The organism is Edaphobacter modestus, assembly GCF_004217555.1.
GTDB classification, from domain to species: Bacteria; Acidobacteriota; Terriglobia; order Terriglobales; family Acidobacteriaceae; genus Edaphobacter; species Edaphobacter modestus.
The window spans coordinates 2,519,433-2,537,149 of the sequence record NZ_SHKW01000001.1 but is presented as its reverse complement, the minus strand read 5'-3'; the positions used below and the strand labels follow the sequence as shown (position 1 = coordinate 2,537,149).

Annotated in this window: 11 protein-coding genes; 1 reads left to right on the top strand and 10 read right to left on the bottom strand. The window is 55.8% G+C overall.

Annotated features, from left to right (window positions below; genetic code table 11):
* Window positions 1-48 precede the first annotated feature (48 nt).
* On the top strand, window positions 49-399 hold the full coding sequence (locus tag BDD14_RS10655; RefSeq protein ID WP_130418787.1) for a hypothetical protein: 351 nt from the start codon (window positions 49-51) through the stop codon (window positions 397-399).
* A 118-nt stretch (window positions 400-517) separates the two neighbouring features.
* Here BDD14_RS10655 and tkt read toward each other — a convergent pair whose 3' ends face one another.
* The 10 genes from tkt to atpA form a co-directional block, all read right to left on the bottom strand.
* The gene (gene tkt, locus BDD14_RS10650; protein ID WP_207231714.1) at window positions 518-2,620 is read right to left on the bottom strand and encodes a transketolase; all 2,103 of its coding nucleotides are present in this window, start codon (window positions 2,618-2,620) and stop codon (window positions 518-520) included.
* Between the two features lie 79 nt (window positions 2,621-2,699).
* Entirely contained in the window at window positions 2,700-4,871 is a 2,172-nt protein-coding gene (gene glgX, locus BDD14_RS10645; RefSeq protein WP_242617877.1) for a glycogen debranching protein GlgX, read from the bottom strand.
* Window positions 4,872-4,895: 24 nt separating this feature from the next.
* Complete coding sequence (locus tag BDD14_RS10640; RefSeq protein WP_130418786.1) at window positions 4,896-7,403, bottom strand: glycogen/starch/alpha-glucan phosphorylase; 2,508 nt, start codon at window positions 7,401-7,403, stop codon at window positions 4,896-4,898.
* 508 nt (window positions 7,404-7,911) lie between these two features.
* Window positions 7,912-10,326: a phosphoketolase family protein gene (locus BDD14_RS10635; RefSeq protein WP_130418785.1), complete on the bottom strand. Its 2,415-nt coding sequence runs from the start codon at window positions 10,324-10,326 to the stop codon at window positions 7,912-7,914.
* 781 nt (window positions 10,327-11,107) lie between these two features.
* Window positions 11,108-11,737, bottom strand: coding sequence for a histidine phosphatase family protein (locus BDD14_RS10630; protein WP_130418784.1), 630 nt, complete (start codon window positions 11,735-11,737; stop codon window positions 11,108-11,110).
* Window positions 11,738-11,832: 95 nt separating this feature from the next.
* A complete protein-coding gene (locus tag BDD14_RS10625) occupies window positions 11,833-13,098 on the bottom strand; it encodes an acetate kinase (RefSeq protein ID WP_130418783.1) in 1,266 nt (421 codons plus the stop codon).
* Window positions 13,099-13,299: 201 nt separating this feature from the next.
* A complete protein-coding gene (gene atpC / locus BDD14_RS10620; RefSeq protein WP_130418782.1) occupies window positions 13,300-13,713 on the bottom strand; it encodes an ATP synthase F1 subunit epsilon in 414 nt (137 codons plus the stop codon).
* A 53-nt stretch (window positions 13,714-13,766) separates the two neighbouring features.
* A complete protein-coding gene (gene atpD / locus BDD14_RS10615) occupies window positions 13,767-15,170 on the bottom strand; it encodes a F0F1 ATP synthase subunit beta (protein ID WP_130418781.1) in 1,404 nt (467 codons plus the stop codon).
* A gap of 45 nt (window positions 15,171-15,215) precedes the next feature.
* Window positions 15,216-16,082: an ATP synthase F1 subunit gamma gene (atpG, locus tag BDD14_RS10610; RefSeq protein WP_130418780.1), complete on the bottom strand. Its 867-nt coding sequence runs from the start codon at window positions 16,080-16,082 to the stop codon at window positions 15,216-15,218.
* 80 nt (window positions 16,083-16,162) lie between these two features.
* The gene (atpA, locus tag BDD14_RS10605) at window positions 16,163-17,695 is read right to left on the bottom strand and encodes a F0F1 ATP synthase subunit alpha (protein WP_130418779.1); all 1,533 of its coding nucleotides are present in this window, start codon (window positions 17,693-17,695) and stop codon (window positions 16,163-16,165) included.
* Between the last annotated feature and the right edge of the window lie 22 nt (window positions 17,696-17,717).

Sequence of the window (17,717 nt, the reverse complement as noted above, 5' to 3'; positions counted from 1 at the left end):
CGCAAAACGGAGTGGTTCTGAGCCAACTGCTGTGGGTACGTCCCGGGGGTGGCGCAAGCCCCGCATCAACTCGCCGGGCTTTGGTTTGTTGTGCTCGATCTGGCGAGCCTGGACTCGCGGGACACTGTCAAGTACCCTCTGGCCACCTGGTTTCGCCTCTGCCGGGCAGTCGATGAGACAAGGACTTTGCTCTTAGTGCTGAACCAAGCCGCACGCAGCAGTAGTGCCGCTGTGGTCCTCGATCTTGCTCAAGCCGGGGTCAAAATCGTTGAAACGCGCGCTAACACAGGCACGGCGCACCACATGGGCGGTGCTTGTCTGATCGAATCTATTGCACTCGATGCTGAGGTTGTGCGCGGCCAGCCCCGCAAGCCTGTAGCGTCTGTTGTCGCGGGTTGAGCAACGTCGTCGTAGACCCCACCGTTACGGCAGATGATAGAAGTTGCGTCCGTGTCGATCATGGAGAGAAGAGAATTGTGAACAGGTCCGAACGGAACCGATCGCAGAACAGCTCCTTTCAACTCCGCATTTGGTGCTGCGCAATCTGCTTCTTCGCGGCAGCCACAATTTCCTCTGTACTGAATCCGAATTTCTTCATCAGCTGCTTAAGAGGTGCTGAGGCTCCAAACGTTTCAATACAAACGTTGTGCCCCTCGCAACCGGTGTATTTGCTCCAGCCAAAGTCGGATGCCTGTTCCACCGACACTCGGGCTTTCACATGTCGAGGCAGAACAGACTCTCGGTAGCTTCCTTCCTGGTCATCGAACAATTCCCAAGACGGCATACTAACGACACGCGCTCGCACTCCCTCCTTGCTCAATTGCTCGTAGGCTTGCAGGCAGAGCGCAACCTCGCTGCCCGTGCCGATGAGGATGACCTCTGGGTCGGCGCCTGGGGCATCTGCCAGAACGTAGGCTCCGTGTGCCAAACCCGAGGCTGCTGCGTACTTCTCCCGGTCGATTGTGGGCACGGCTTGGCGAGAAAGTACAAGCACCGCCGGCTCGTGATGTAGTTGCAGTATTACCTTCCACGCCTCTCTCACCTCATTCGCATCAGCGGGCCGGATCATGATCAGCCCAGGCGTGGAGCGCATGTGAGCAAGCTGTTCGATGGGCTGATGAGTGGGGCCATCCTCGCCGACTCCGATGGAGTCGTGAGTAAACACGTATATTACCGGGAGTTCCATCAAGGCGCTCAAACGGAGTGATCCCCGCATGTAGTCGACAAAGATGAAAAAGCCCGACCCGAAGGGTCGGATCTTTACCAAACTGAGTCCGTTAAGTAGGGCCCCCATGGCGTGCTCACGGATCCCGAAGTGCAAATTTCGTCCAGCATAGGACTCCGCCGAGAAATCACCGGCGCCCTCTTGTGTGATGCGGGTCTTGGTGGAGGGTGCGAGGTCTGCAGAGCCTCCAATCAACCACGGAATGTTGTTGGCGGCAGCATTCAGCACTTTAGCCGAGGACTCGCGAGTCGCCAAGCCCTTCGGGTCAGCGGGAAATTCGGGAAGGTCTCGGTCCCACCCTTCCGGAAGCTGGCGGTGTTGCATGCGATACAGTTCTTCGGCGAGGTCCGGGTACTGCTTGCGATACTCATCGATTCGCGCGAACCAATCGTCGCGTAGTTGCTTGCCCCGCTTTCCGATGCCTTGACGGAAGTGATCGTAGACGCCCTCCGGCACGTAGAATTTCTTATCTTCCGGCCAGCCGTAGTTCCGTTTGGCGAGCCGGACCTCCTCCTCGCCCAGAGGTTCGCCGTGGGCCCCGCTCGTATCCTGTTTGTTAGGAGCACCGTATCCGATGTGGCTGTCCACGATAATCAGCGTCGGCCTGTCCTTGGTACTCAGAAAAGTTCGAAACGCGCGGGCCAGCATATCGAGATCGTTTGCGTCGCCAACCCGGGTAACGTTCCACCCGTAGCCGATAAAACGCGTGGCTACGTCTTCGCTAAAGGCCAGAGAAGTTTGGCCTTCGATCGTGATGCGGTTGTTATCGTAAATCCAGCAAAGATTCGAAAGTTGCAGGTGCCCTGCAAGGGAAGCGGCCTCGCCAGAGATGCCTTCCATCATGCAGCCGTCTCCGCAAAGTGCATAGACGTTGAAGTCGAAGAGACTGTCGAAGCCCGGGCAGTTGTAACGCGCGGCCAGCCATTGCCTGGCCATGGCAATGCCAACGCTGGTGGCGACGCCTTGGCCAAGCGGCCCAGTCGTGGTCTCCACGCCCGATGTCCAGCGGTACTCCGGATGTCCTGGGCAGCGACTATCCAACTGCCGAAATGACTTGATGGAATCCAGTGGAACCGACGGTTCGCCGAGAATCTCATAGTCCTTACTAACGGCTCGGACTTCGGTCAAGTGAAGCATCGAATAGAGCAGCATGGAGGCGTGCCCTATCGATAACACGAACCGATCGCGATTAGGCCATACCGGATCTCCGGGATCGAAGCGAAGGAACTGCTGCCACAAGCAATACGCCACCGGCGCCATCGCCATGGGAGTCCCAGGATGTCCGGAATTGGCGGCCTGCACGCCATCTATAGAGAGGGTACGGATCGTGTTGATACTAGTCAGATCCATCCTTTGAATCGCGGGCGACGTGGGGGAAACTGTTGCAGCACTCATTTTAAACTCCCTTCTGTTGCCGTAGGACGGAAATCCCTACTCGGTGATGCAGGTCATGCGGCCGTACCATCCGTTTTCGTTAGGTGTGCTGCGGTCCCTCACCAACGCTCGCCCAAAGAACGACCACAGACCGAGGGCCGGCTCGATAGGTGTACTCAGGAACAATGGGTGCTTCTTGCCACGGCACGATGTCTTCGGGTGCCTCTTGAAACGTGTCGATCCATCGCCTCCATGAGACTCGCTTGCCCATTCCTGTCCTCGGAAGTTCGAAGTCAAGAGGCTCCCAGTACGAATTGAAGATGAAGTGAAACAGTAGGGCTTCTTTTGATATCTCGGCACTAAGGGCGACACTATGCGAGTAACTGCTCCAGTCCGGCTGGTCCAGTTTTACTCCATGCCAGCCCCTAATCCCCTGGCGAATTAACTGAATCAAGGTCATCCGCTGGCGCTCGGGGCCAATGTCCCGCAGTAATCGTCTCGCGATGAGTAGCTTCACAAAGCGATGAAAATCCGCGTGTTTCACGAGCAAAGACCAATCGAGCCAATTCGCTTCGCTGTCCTGACAGTAAGCGTTATTGTTGCCCTGCTGCGTTCGCCGGACTTCATCGCCCATCAAGAACATGGGAAGGCCAAGAGAGAGCAGCATGACGGTCATGAAATTCTTCACTTGGCGGTTTCGGAGTCGCTCAATCTCCGGATCCGAAGTTGGGCCTTCGGCACCACAGTTCCAGCTTCGATTGTCATCGCCGCCGTCACGGTTTTCCTCACCATTGGCCTCGTTGTGCTTCTGGTTGTAAGAGACCAGGTCATTCAGCGTAAATCCGTCGTGACAAGCGACAAAGTTCACGCTCTGCTCTGCCTCACGTTCTTTGTACCGATAAATCTCGTGGCTGCCTAGCAAGCGGTCAGCGAAGCGCCGCAACGAGCCGTCCTCGCCACGAATGAAACTTCTTACGTCATCGCGAAAGCGGCCGTTCCATTCCTTCCAGCTATCCCCAACAAAGCTGCCCACCTGGTAAAGTCCGGCAGCATCCCAGGCTTCAGCAATGATCTTTGTGCCGGCCAGCGTTGGATCCGACTCGATATCCCAAAGCACAGGAGGACTGGACATCACTTGGCCAGCGGAATCGCGGGCGAGGATCGATGCGAGATCGAAACGGAAACCATCCACGTGCATTTCTTCGACCCAATGGCGCAGACTATCCACGATCATGCGGCGCACGATCGGGTGATTGGCGTTGAGCGTATTTCCTGTTCCGCTGTAGTTGGCGTAATGCGACCGATCGGGCTCCAAAAGATAGTAGGCGTTATTCTCCAGCCCTCGAAAGCTTAATGTTGGTCCAAGATGATCACCTTCTGCTGTGTGATTGAAGACGACGTCTAAGATCACCTCAATCCCAGCTCGGTGCAGAGACTTGACCATATCGCGAAACTCGTCCACGGGGCCCATGGGATCTTGCCGAGAGCTGTATGCCTGGTGCGGTGCAAAAAAAGACACGGGCGCATAACCCCAATAGTTGACGCGACCTGGTGGGCAATCCTGCGGATCAAACTGAAAGACGGGAAGCAGTTCGACAGCTGAGATGCCTAAGTCCTGGAGATAGGGGATCTTCTCAATGAGTCCGCGGAAAGTGCCGCGTGTCGCTTCCGGGACGCCGGAGCTCGGATGCCGCGTAAATCCCTTTACATGCATCTCGTAGACGATCGTCTGCGACGATGGCCGTCTGAGTGGTGTGTCGCCTTCCCAGTCGTACAAACCTGGATCCACGACCACGCTCTTCATCGCCGTGGCGGCATTGTCGCCTTTTTGTCGCGCCGCTTCACGCGAGTAGTTTCGAGGAACAGCAACTCCGCGACCATACGGGTCAAGCAAGACCTTCGTCGGGTCAAAACGCATCCCTTTGGCGGGATCGAGTGGCCCGTGAACCCGGTACCCATACAGCTGCCCCGCCTGCAAGCACGGAACGAAGACATGCCAGTAGTGATACGTGCGATTGACGGTTTGATCTAACCGGATCACGTGCGAGGGCTGTCTGTCATCTTCGTGATCGAAGAAAAGCAATTCGATACCTGAAGCATCGCGTGAGTACAAACTGAAATTCACGCCACCGCTGGTGACCGTGGCGCCAAGAGGAGCGCTTCGCCCCACACTCGCGGCGGGAACTATATCCAGTTGATGACTTCGTTGCGGGTCAGTCCTGAGCATATCGTCACCAAGAATGCCGTCTTCTGCACTGCGGGTTTGCGACATCGCATGCCCCCAAGCGGACCTCCGTTACGGTACCGGACATGGCTTTACGTTCCATATATCGATCGCGTACTCGTTGATCGTCCGGTCACTGGAAAACCTCCCCGAACTTGCAATATTCAGAATCGCTTTTCGCGCCCAGTCGTCGGGTTGGGCGTACAGCTCCACCAGCCGACGGTCTGCATCAAGATAAGACTTCAAGTCCGCCAGGTGCATGTAGAAGTCTCCATGGGTCAGGAGGGTGTCGCGGAGTGGCGCAAAAGTCCCCGGCTCATTGCGGCTGAGGTAATCAGAGAAGATCAGGTCTAGAGCCGCGCGAGTCTCCGGCTCATTTTCATAGTGCCAGTACGGGTTGTACCATCCGCGGCTGCTGACCACCTGATCCGCCGTCAGTCCAAACATGAAGAAGTTTTCCTCGCCTGCTGCTTCAGCCATTTCGATGGTCGCGCCGTCGCGCGTTCCGATCGTGAGGGCGCCATTCATCATGAATTTCATGTTGCTGGTGCCGCTGGCTTCGTAGCCAGCCGTGGAGATCTGATTGGAAACGTCGCTGGCCGGAATAAGATGTTCTGCGAGGGAAACGCAGTACTCGGGCAGAAACACTATCTTAAGACGGCCGCGCACTACCGGGTCACCATCAATGGTGCCAGCAAGGTTATTGATCAATTTGATGATCAACTTGGCCAACCGATAGGCCGGTGCAGCCTTGCCGGCGAAGAAAAATGTGCGTGGGATCATCTGAAGATCCGGATTCTCTCGCAGGCGGTTATAAAGCACTGCGACGCGCAACGCGTTAAGCAGTTGCCGCTTGTATTCGTGAATGCGTTTGACGTGGACATCGAAGATGCTGTTCGGATCGATCACCTGTCCAGAGGTCGTCTTGAGCCAGTTAGCAAATTGAGATTTGGCCTCGTGCTTTGCGTCGCGGAAGGCAGCACGAAAAGAGGCGTTCTCTGCAAACGGCTTGAGGTTATTCAGCTTGTCCAGGTCAGTAACCCAAACATTACCAATGGCTCCCGTGATCGCGTGAGCCAGGGCAGGATTCGCGAGCAGCAACCACCGTCGTGGCGTGACGCCATTTGTCTTGTTATTGAAACGCTCGGGAAACAACTCGGCAAGTTCTTTGACCGTGGTGGTCCGCAGTAGCTCGGAGTGAATCGCCGCTACACCATTCGTCGCGTGAGAACCTACGATCGCCAGGTTCGCCATGCGGATCTTTCGCGCCGCGCCTTCTTCGACAATGCTGACTCGCTCAATTCTTTTCTCATCGCCTGGGAATCGGTCTCGAGCATCATCAAGCAAACGTCGGTTGATCTCCAATATGATTTCCAGGTGCCGAGGAAGCATCGTTTCGAACCAATATAAGGGCCATTTCTCGAGAGCTTCTGGCAGTAGCGTGTGATTGGTGTACGCCAGAGCTTTTCGTGTTAGGTCCCAGGCCTGGTCCCATTCAAGATGCGCTTCGTCGAGCAGGATCCGCAGCAGTTCGGGCACCGCCATGGCTGGATGCGTGTCGTTAAGTTGGATAGCGACTTTGTCCGCAAGCTCACTCCAGTCGGCATTGGTCTTCCGGAAGCGCCGGACAAGGTCGGCCAGCGAACATGCCACGAGAAAATACTCCTGCACGAAGCGCAAGCCTTGTCCCTTGCTCGTTGAGTCGTCTGGATAAAGAACACGGGTTAGAGACCCGGCTGCGAGAGTATCGGCCAGCGCACTGGCGAAGTCTCCACTGCTGAATTCCTGGAAGTCGAAGGAGTTCGATGCGGTTGCCGCCCAGAGACGCAGTGTATTGATGGTCTTTCCGCCATAGCCCACAACCGGCCGGTCATACGGGATGCCAAGCAAAGTGGAGGGCCGGCCAGGTACTGCCCGGAATGACCCTCCCTGCAATTCGAATGAGCAATTCAACTTTAGCTCTACCGCCTCATCGGGACGGGCCACCTCCCAGGGATCCGGGTGACGCAGCCAGTTATCTCCTTGTTCGTGCTGCCAGCCGTCCTCTATGGATTGCTTGAAGATGCCGAACTCGTAACGCAATCCGTAGCCCATGGCAGGAAGCTGCAGGGTAGCCATGGAGTCGAGGAAGCATGCTGCCAGCCGCCCAAGTCCCCCGTTTCCCAGGCCCGCGTCCGGTTCTTGCTCAAGTAAACAGAGCAAATCAATATCTTTCTGCTTCGCAGTTTGTGCCACAAACGGATCGAGCAGAAGGTTGATGACATTACTGGCCGACGAGCGACCGAGGAGAAACTCCATTGACAGGTAGTAAACACGCTTCGGATTCTCGCGTTCGTATGTCTTTCCCGTGAGTAACCATCGCTGCGAGAGAACATCGCGCACAGATCGCGCAAATGCCTCGTAACGCTCCCTGCCAGGTATCGCCGCGAGATCCTTTATGTTGTCAAACAGCAGATGCCGGTCATAAAGTCCGTCCGCCCCCATGAACGGAATGGGGCCACACCCATACTGTTTTAGAAGCTTTGCCCCATCTGCCTTCGTCCATTGTTCGTCGACTGAGATGATGCCCTTTGTGCTCATAGGAATCTTCCTTTCTGAGGTGGGCCTGTATTCTTTCGTATCCGAGCTTCACGGAACGGCGTGCACCGCTACGTCGGAGTCAATATCCACGTGGTGAGTATCGTTCCAGAGTCGGATCACCGGCCGGTACGGATCGTCTTGGTAGCCCAACGCACTACGGGTCCCCGTTTTCAACATGACATGCCCGCTGTTGGCAGTCGGTTCGAGCCCAAGCCACCGTCTGTCCGCGCGGGCACTGACCTGGCTTTGATCTCACTGCTCTGGTGTACTGAAGGGGCAGACTCCGTGAAGTCTCGCCGTCGTGAGCCAGGTAACCAATCGGAAGTCTTTCACCCATTACTTACTCCTCCGGCCACGCTAACGACCTTAGGTTGGAGCGCCCGATTCTCATGCCACAGTCAGCCCCAACCCATTTTGAACCGTCTGGAACTGTTCAGGCGATCCGAGGAGTCTGCCTTTCTCATCGCTAGACTCAAGACTCACCCTCGAGCGACGTACCGAACTTGTTTCAGCCCGGCCAAGTCCATTGATCCACCTCAGGCTTATCTACGCCGTGTTCGTAAGCGTAGTTCTGGCAGTTGATCTGCATATTGCGCAGTATTTCTTTGGCGTGGGCGCCGGCCGCTTGTAGTACGGGCACCCTGTCAATAACGTCGATTGCCAGGCTAAAACGATCGATCTGGTTCTGGATCGCCAAATCGAGCGGCGTGTTGATGTTTCCTTTTTCCTTGTAGCCGCGCACGTGCAGGTTCTTGTGATTGGTACGTCGGTAGGTCAAGCGGTGGATCAACCAGGGGTAACCGTGGAAGTTGAAAATGATAGGTTTGTCTTTCGTGAACAAGCTGTCGAAGTCCCTGTCCGAGAGGCCGTGGGGGTGCTCCGTCGAGGGGACGAGTCTGTAGAGGTCCACGACGTTCACGAAGCGGATCTTAAGATTGGGGAAGTGCTCACGAAGCAGCACTACGGCCGCCAGCGCCTCCTTGGTTGGAATGTCGCCCGCGCAGGCCATCACCACATCAGGTTCCGAGCCTTCGTCGTTGCTCGCCTTCTGCCAGATGCTGACGCCCTTGGTGCAATGCGTAATGGCCTCGTCCATGGTCATGTACTGCAGGTGCTTCTGCTTGTCGGACACAATGACGTTGATATAACCCGTGCTCTTAAGACAGTGATTGGCGACACTCAGCAGGGTATTTACGTCTGGCGGCAGGTAGATCCGACAAACATCCGGGCTCTTGTTGACCACCAGGTCGAGGAACCCCGGGTCCTGGTGGGTGAAGCCGTTGTGATCCTGTCGCCAGACAGTGGAGGTAATCAGCAAGTTGAGCGAGGACACGGGTGCACGCCAGGTTAGCTCCGCAGAGCTCGCGAGCCACTTAGCATGCATGTTGAACATGGAGTCGATGACATGGACAAAAGCTTCGTATGTGGAGAAGAATCCGTGTCGACCTGTTAAAAGGTAGCCTTCAAACCAGCCTTCCAGGGTATGCTCGGAGAGCATCTCAAGGACTCGGCCATCGGGAGACAACTCGCCTCCGTCGGCATCTTCCGGCAGGTAGTCGGCCAGCCACAGTTTCTTGCTCACCTCGTAGATTGCATCGAGCTTGTTCGAGGTATTTTCGTCGGGCCCGAAAACCCGAAAGTTACTCGGATTTTGGCGCATGATGTCGCGCAAAAATCGGCCGAGGGGACGCGTGTTCTCCGCCGCAGTCTGCCCGGTCTTTTCCACTTGGATCGCATAGTCCCGGAAGTCAGGCAGACGCAAGGCTTTTCGCAGCAAACCCCCATTGGCATGAGGATTGGCGCTCATTCGGCGTGTACCTGTGGGGGCAAGTGCTCTTAACTCTGAGATCAGCCGCCCGCTTTCATCGAACAACTCCTCCGGTCGGTAGCTACGCAGCCAGTCTTCCAGCAACTTCAAATGGGCGGGATTCTCGCGTACGCCGGCCAGAGGTACCTGGTGGGCACGCCAGGAACCCTCTACTTTGTGGCCATCCACTTCTTTTGGGCCGGTCCACCCCTTCGGGGTGCGCAGCACGATCATGGGCCAACGCGCCCGGCTCGGTTTGCCACTGGCGCGGGCCTCTTCCTGAATGCCGCGAATCTGTAACACGCAGTCCTCCAGAGTGCTCGCCATTTTCTGATGCATCAACTCCACATCGTCGCCCTCCACGAAATGCGGATCCCAACCGTAACCTTTGAATAGGTCGTCCAGTTCCTCGTGGGACACGCGCGCGAGGAGCGTAGGGTTATTGATCTTGTAGCCATTCAGATTGAGGATCGGCAGCACGGCGCCGTCGCGAATGGGATTCAGAAATTTGTCAGAGTGCCAGGAGGTGGCTAATGCCCCGGTCTCTGCTTCCCCATCACCCACCACGACCGCCACCAGAAGGTCGGGATTGTCAAAGGCAGCTCCGAAAGCGTGGGAGACGCTGTAACCCAACTCGCCCCCTTCATGGATAGAGCCCGGCGTTTCGGGAGTGCAGTGACTGCCGATACCGCCTGGGAAGGAGAACTCCTTGAAGAACGCGCACATCCCTTCTTTGTCTTCGCTCTTGGTTGGGTAAATCTCCGAATAGGTGCCCTCCAAATAAACCGGCCCCAGCACGCCCGGCGCGCCGTGGCCAGGTCCGGCAAGGAAGATGGTGTTGAGATCGTATTTGTTGATGAGGCGATTGAGGTGAACATAGGAAAAGCTCAGAGCGGTACTTGAACCCCAGTGGCCCAGTAGCCGGTTCTTGACGTGCTCTGCCTTCAGGGGTTCGCGAAGCAGGGGATTGTCGCGCAGATAAATCATGCCCGCGGCAAGGTAATTGCACGCTCGCCAATAGGCATTTATCTTGCGAAGCTCCTCGGTGGATAGCGTGGTACTTGGGCTGACCCCGCGCGTCTTTGGTGCATTCACATTACTGAGTGTTGCTCCCATGACTCCTCCAAATCGTTGCTGCCTGCGGTTACCAGCCAAGAGCGACGCACGTGCTAAATGACCGTCTCTGTTGGTGGTTGTCCAAACTCATTCGGCCCATGCATTCTCGATGTTATTCGGATTGCGACAGGTGAGCGGTCAGCGGCTAAGCTGCCTTGAGGTAGGTACCCAAACCCAATCACTTAGCTGTTTCCCGCCTCGGTTTACGAGTACTTTGACCCGACACAACCGTTCTCTGGCCCCGCCCTTGTACCGTCTCGTTGGGCCGCTGGTCGCCTTCTCCGATCGCCGAGGCGCCACGATGTGCCTGAGGATCGTGCAACCGACGAAGGTTAGAAAATCTCTGGCCGGCATACTACCACAAGCGACACTTGAGGTACGAGATTTTTCGATACAGTGGTGAAAGAAGGATGAAGGAGTTCTGGAAGGAGAGCAACTGTCAAAAATACTAGGCGCCAATGGCGAGCGCTTCCTTCCAGTCAAAGAGCCGAGACCAGAGCGCACCAGCGACAGCCGCGCCGCATCGGTCGGCGAGGCCGGATCTGGTGATCTTTGGTAGTTAGCGAGCTGCTTCTCGTCGATCGCATTGTCGAAGTGAAGATGCCGTTCGTAAAGCCCGTCGGTCCCCCTAAACTGAATGGGGTCGCACCCGTATTGTTTGAGAAGTTTGGACGGATCTTCCTCCGCTGCCTTTGCCCCGCTTGCCGCGATGCCCTTTGTACTCATCGGAGTCTTCCTTTCTTGAAGTCAACCTGCCTCCACGGGGTTCCTTCGCGTCGTGTCACGGACTGGCGTGCGCCGCTATCTCGGGCTCAATGTCCACATGGCGAGTGTCGTTCCAGAATCGGATCACCGGCCGGGAAATATTGTTTTCGTAGCCCACGGCACTGAGGCTCGCCGTACTCAACATGAAATATCTGCTGTTGGCTGTCGGTTCGAGCCCGAGCCAACGCGACGCCAATATCCGCATGAAATGCCCGCTTGTGAAAAGTAGTACGTTTGCAGGAATCGCGCGCACTCGGCTGACAACGCTGTCCGCACGGGCGCTGACTTGCTGAGGCGTTTCGCCTCCAGGGCAGCCGTCGCGGAACAAGTTCCAGTCTGGGCGCTCCGCGCGGATCTCGTCACCCCGGCGGCCTTCATATTTGCCATAGTTCCACTCGACGAGGTCAGGATCGATCTCAGCCACCGCGCCAAACCCTGACAGTTCACAAGTCTGCCGCGCTCGCTGCAATGGGCTGGTGAATACTTTTGCGAAAATCAGTCCCTTGAGACGTTCCCCGAGTTGGCGGGCGGTGCGCTCGCCCTGCCTGGTGAGAGGGAGGTCGGTTAGGCCGGTGTGTTGCCCCGACAGGCTCCATGCGGTTTCACCGTGCCGCGCCAAATAAACGATCGGCAGTTCGTTTTTCATCGGTTCGTTCCCCCTAGTGTTGTCGACGAATGCCATTCCGAAAGCCACCGAACGTGGTCATCGACGCCTCCGAAGAAAATGAGCGCAAATGATCCTCATTGGATCCGCAGTTCCTCGACTCTCGGCGACCGCTCACTCAGAATGCAACGGACGGTATCGCGTGCGATCAGGAGCTCCTCGTCGGTCGGAATTACGAATGCATGCAGGCTCGAATCATCACAACTGATCTGCCCTTCTAATCCGACCATCCGCTTGTTCCTGCTGTCGTCCAGCCTCAAACCAGCCCATTCAAGCCCATTGCAGATCCGGGCGCGGATGTCGGGCGAGTTCTCTCCGATCCCTCCGGTGAAGACAATCGCATCCGCGGCGCCCATGCACGCAAGAAATGCACCAATGTATTTTCTTGCGCGGTAACAAAAGACCTCAATGGCAAGCTGTGCCCGGCGGTGATCTTGATCTCTTGATTCCTGCAGCAACACACGCATATCGTTTGTCAGCCCCGAGATGCCCAGCAATCCGGACTGGTTGTTGAGTAGAGCATCCACTTCGTGTGTGGACAGGCCTTCTTTCCTGGCGATGAGGTTCACGACGGCTGGATCGATATCGCCAGAGCGGGTCCCCATTACCAGACCCTCCAGCGGCGTCATGCCCATCGAAGTATCCACAGAGCGGCCACCTCGAATGGCCGTAGCAGAGCAGCCATTGCCCAGGTGGAGCGTGATGATATGAGTCTGTTCTTCGGTTACCGCACGCAAGGCCCTGTATCGGTCGGCCACATATCGGTGAGACGTTCCATGAAATCCGTAACGACGAATGTGGTGGCGTTTATACAAGTGATAGGGCAGGGCGTAGAGGTATGCATGCTCTGGGATCGAATGATGGAAGGAGGTGTCAAAAACTGCGACCTGAGGCAGTTTTGGACCGAATACTTGCCGCGACGCCAAAATACCCTTGATGTTGTTGGGGTTGTGCAGGGGAGCTAAATCGATGCATTCCTCGATTCCCTTTAACACCTCGTCAGTGATCACGGTGGATTCGGTGAACAATTCGCCCCCGTGAACCACGCGGTGTCCAACGGCATGGATATCGGACGGAGACCGGACTTCCATTATTTCTGATTCGTCTGACGCGATCCACCGTACCAGGTATTCCAACGACCTCGAAATATCGAAAAGTGAAGCTGTAGACTTCTGTCTGGTGCCACTTCGCGTGTGGACCGTGACGATCGCTTCTCCTCCTATCTGCTCGACTTGTCCGCGGCACAAGCGCTCATCCTTGTTCTCGGTGATCCGGCCAAGATCCGTGGCGATCAGCTGGAACTTTAGACTGGAGCTTCCCGAGTTGAGTACGAGAACGTTCATCTGCACGTTACCGACTGGTCGTGTTGGTGTAGCGCCATGAGTTTGGGCATTGATCCGGCGCGACCAGGCTCGACCACAAGATCCCGGTGTCCAGTACGGCCATTTCCAGCCGAGAACGTACATCTTAACCGTGCAGTGCTCGTTCGCATAGAGTAAGTACCCGACCTCGCCCCCTTCGTGGAGTGGATCGACATCTTGGATTCACTCGCGGTGATGGCGTCGTTTGACTCGCAGTTGCGCCAGTGAGCGGGCCAGAGATGCGTTGACAGAAGCCACTTCCTCGGAAGAAATTTTCTCGCGGAGTCGGGCAGCGGCGCGCTGGCGGGCTTCTTCGACCTTCGCTTCATCGATTTTGTCCACAGCAATTGCCATGTTAGTTACGACAAAGACATTGGAGCCGGTGACCTCGACAAGCCCTTCACCGACAGCTAGAAACTCCATGTGCCCGCTTTTATGCACAACCATTTCGCCTGGCACTAGTTGAGCCATCAAGCGCACGTGGTGAGGGAGGACTCCTAGCCGACCCTCTACCGAGGGAATCGAGACCATGTCCACTTCCGCGGAGTAAACCAGGGCTTCCGGTGTTACAATTTCGAGTTTTGTTGTGTTGGCCATCTTTCACTTGGTCCTTGGCGTTGCGGTCTCGCATACATGGACGCCGTGCCCTCTCAGTCCTGCCTTATCTCCTCAATCGTGCCCTTCATGTAGAAGTTGCCTTCGGGCACATCGTCATGTTTGCCTTCCAGAATTTCCTTGAAAGCACGGACGGTCTCAACCACAGGAACCTGTTTACCTTCGCGGCTCGTGAATACTTGCGCCACGCTGAATGGCTGGCTTAGAAAACGTTGAATCTTGCGAGCGCGGAGCACGGTGACCTTGTCTGCCGGTGACAATTCATCCATACCCAGAATCGCAATGATGTCACGTAAATCTCTGAACCGCTGAAGCATCTTCTGCACTCCTCGCGCTACTTCGTAATGCTCCTGGCCCACGATTTCAGGAGCCAGCGCACGGGAAGTCGAAGCCAAGGGATCCACCGCCGGGTAAATACCCAATTCGGCAATGGAGCGCTCGAGTACGATGGTCGCGTCCAAGTGCGCGAAGGTCGTTGCGGGTGCCGGATCGGTCAGGTCGTCAGCCGGAACATATACCGCCTGGAACGATGTGATCGAACCTTTCTTCGTAGATGTAATACGTTCCTGAAGGGCGCCCATCTCGGCGGCCAGCGTCGGCTGGTACCCAACGGCGCTGGCGGTCCGGCCGAGCAAAGCCGACACCTCCGAGCCAGCCTGAGAAAAGCGAAAGATGTTATCGATGAAGAGCAACACATCCTGATTTCTCTCGTCGCGGAAAAACTCGGTGATAGCAAGGCCGGATAAGGCCACGCGGAGTCGAGCACCAGGCGGTTCATTCATCTGGCCATACACCAGGGCGATCTTAGATTCGCTCAGATTGTCCTGTTTGATCACTCCTGCCTCGCACATTTCGTGGTAAAGGTCGTTGCCTTCCCGCGTGCGCTCGCCAACACCTGCAAATACAGACACGCCACCATGAAGTTTGGCGATGTTGTTAATCAACTCCATGATGACAACCGTCTTTCCCACTCCGGCGCCGCCGAACGCGCCCACTTTTCCACCCTTCAAAAATGGGCAGATCAAGTCAATCACTTTGATACCGGTGGAGAGCACCTGTGGGGAAGTCGATTGGTCCACGAGCGGTGGTGGCGGCCGGTGGATCGGATAATATTTTTCCGCTCGGACCGGTCCGCGCTCATCGACAGGGTGCCCGGTCACATCGAGTACCCGGCCCATAACGCCTTCTCCGACGGGCACGGATATTGGGCCACCACTATCCGTGACGTCGAAGCCGCGTTTGAGGCCTTCAGTGCCGGACATAGAGATCGCCCGGATCCACTTATCCCCGAGATGCTGCTGCACTTCAAGAGTCAACGTAACAGGCTGGTTCTGAATCGTACATTCGCAGGTCAATGCGTTGTAAATCGCGGGTATACCATCAGTAAATTCGACATCTACCACTGGACCGACGACCCTCACAATCTTGCCTTTGTTCATAACTCATACCTCGTCGCAATTGGCGGATCATCTATAGCATTTCCTTTAATCGGACTGTCCGCCGGCAATCTCCAGCAGCTCTTGCGTGATATTGCCTTGCCGCAGTTTGTTATATTCGAGAGTCAAATCGTTGATGAGGGTTTCAGCACTATCTGTGGCATTCTTCATCGACACCATGCGCGCGCTTTGCTCACTGGCTTTAGCGTTCAGCAAAACCTGATAGATATAAATATCGAGATATTGCAAAAGCAGATAGCCCATTACAACCTCCGGGCTCGGCTCAAACAAAGCCTCTGTGGTATCCGCTATAAGTTCCTCTTCCGGCCTTGTGCCCGGAATTTTCAGTCCCTTGATTTCAGCCACAGGAAGATATTCAAGACAGAGCGGCTGCTGAGTGAGTGTGTTGATGAAACGAGTAGCAATGACCTGCACCTGATCCACTTCTCGCTTCAAAAAGAGGTCGCGGGCATAGGCGGCAATTGCCCTTGCCTCGGTGAACCGCGGTGTATCCCCATAAGCAAACTCCGCCACCAGTTGTCGATGAGTCTGGGCAATGAACTGCGCAGCTACCTTCCCCGCGGTGATGAAAAGTGTTGATTGAGTATCGAACTCAGCGGCCAGGCGGAACAAATTGCTGTTAAGCGCTCCGCACAAGCCCTTATCCGCGCCAATGAGTATGATCGCGCGTTTACGGACTTCGCGCACTTCGAGCAGAGGATGGCTAAAATCTCCCATCCGCGTCGTCGCTTCTCTCTGGATTCGGTATAGTCGGTAAACGAAAGGCCGTCCGGCAAGAGCACTTTCCTGGGCCTTGCGCATCTTCGAAGCCGCCACCATCTCCATCGCTTTGGTGATCTGCGCAGTACCGCTAATGGAGCGGATTCGTCGTCGCAATTCGTGTGGGCTGCTCATACGATATGTTTAATAGCCGCGCGGGAACAGGACTCCCGAATGCTGACGGCCAGCTCCTTAGTCGCGAAATAGATGCGTGTTCATCTCCAGGTCTCTTTGAACTGATCAGCCGCTGCCTTCAACTCCCCGATCAAGACTTGAGATAGCGTCTTTTCGGTGGCAATACTCTGCAGCAACTCAGCCTTGCGCGTGTTCAGAAACTCAGTCAACTTGGCTTGGAACTCCTTGACCCGCTCCACAGGCACATCATCCAAGTACCCATTTTGGGCCGCCCAAATCACAGCGACCTGGATTTCAACGGAAATCGGGCTGTACTGTGATTGCTTGAAGAGTTCGACGAGACGCTTGCCTCGGTCGATCTGCGCCTGCGTCTTAGCATCGAGGTCCGAACCGAACTGTGCGAAGGCCGCCAATTCCCTAAATTGGGCGAGGTCCCCTTTGAGCTGTCCGGCAACTTGCTTCACGGCCTTGAGCTGCGCGGCTGAACCCACGCGGGACACGGAGAGGCCAACCGAAATGGCCGGACGAACTCCCTGATAAAACAAATCTGTTTCCAAATAGATCTGCCCATCGGTGATCGAAATGACGTTGGTAGGAATATAGGCGGAAACGTCACCCGCCTGCGTTTCAATAATGGGCAGGGCTGTGAGTGAACCGTTGCCATATTTTTCTCCTACGCGTGCCGCGCGTTCGAGCAATCGACTGTGGAGATAAAACACATCACCCGGATACGCTTCACGCCCGGAGGGCCGCTTCAATACAAGTGAAATCTGTCGGTAAGCCACCGCGTGTTTGGACAGATCATCAAAGATGATTAATGCGTCCATACCATTGTCCATGAACCACTCGCCCATCGCAGCACCCGCAAATGGGGCAAGATACTGATTGGTAGCGGAATCCGAAGCAGGAGATGCAACGATGATGGTGTTCTGCATTGCACCAGCGTCTTCAAGGACAGTAATGATACGGGCAATGTTCGATTGTTTCTGACCAATCGCTACATAGATGCAGTAGAGAGGGCGATAGTCTTTGTCGGCTGCGGCTTCAGCGGCCCGGTTAAGGCGAGCTTGGCTGATGATGGTATCGATGCATATCGTCGTCTTGCCTGTCGACCGATCACCGATGATCAATTCACGCTGGCCGCGTCCGATCGGAATCATCGCATCGATAGCTATGATGCCGGTTTGCACAGGTTGGCTGACAGGGCGACGCCGGATGATGCCGGGAGCCATTTTCTCAGCCGGATAGGCAACGGTGCTCTTCACTGGACCTTTCCCATCCACGGGCTCCCCAAGCGTATTTACAACACGCCCCAACAACCCCATACCAACTGGTACCTGCAACAATTTTCCCGTTGTGCGAACCTGATCTCCCTCTTCAAGCCGGGTATAGTCGCCTAGAATAATGACTCCGACCTCGGTCTCTTCCAGGTTTAGCGCTAAGCCGGTGATTCCATGACCCATGTCGAGCATCTCATTGAGCATGGCATCTGTAAGTCCTTCCACCCGGGCTACACCATCACCAACTTCACGGATGATACCCACATTCTGCTTGGCGGTTGTTGCCTTGACGCCGGCAATTTGATCCTCGAGTTCCTTCAGTATGTCAGCCATATAGCCTTCACCTGGTTAGCGC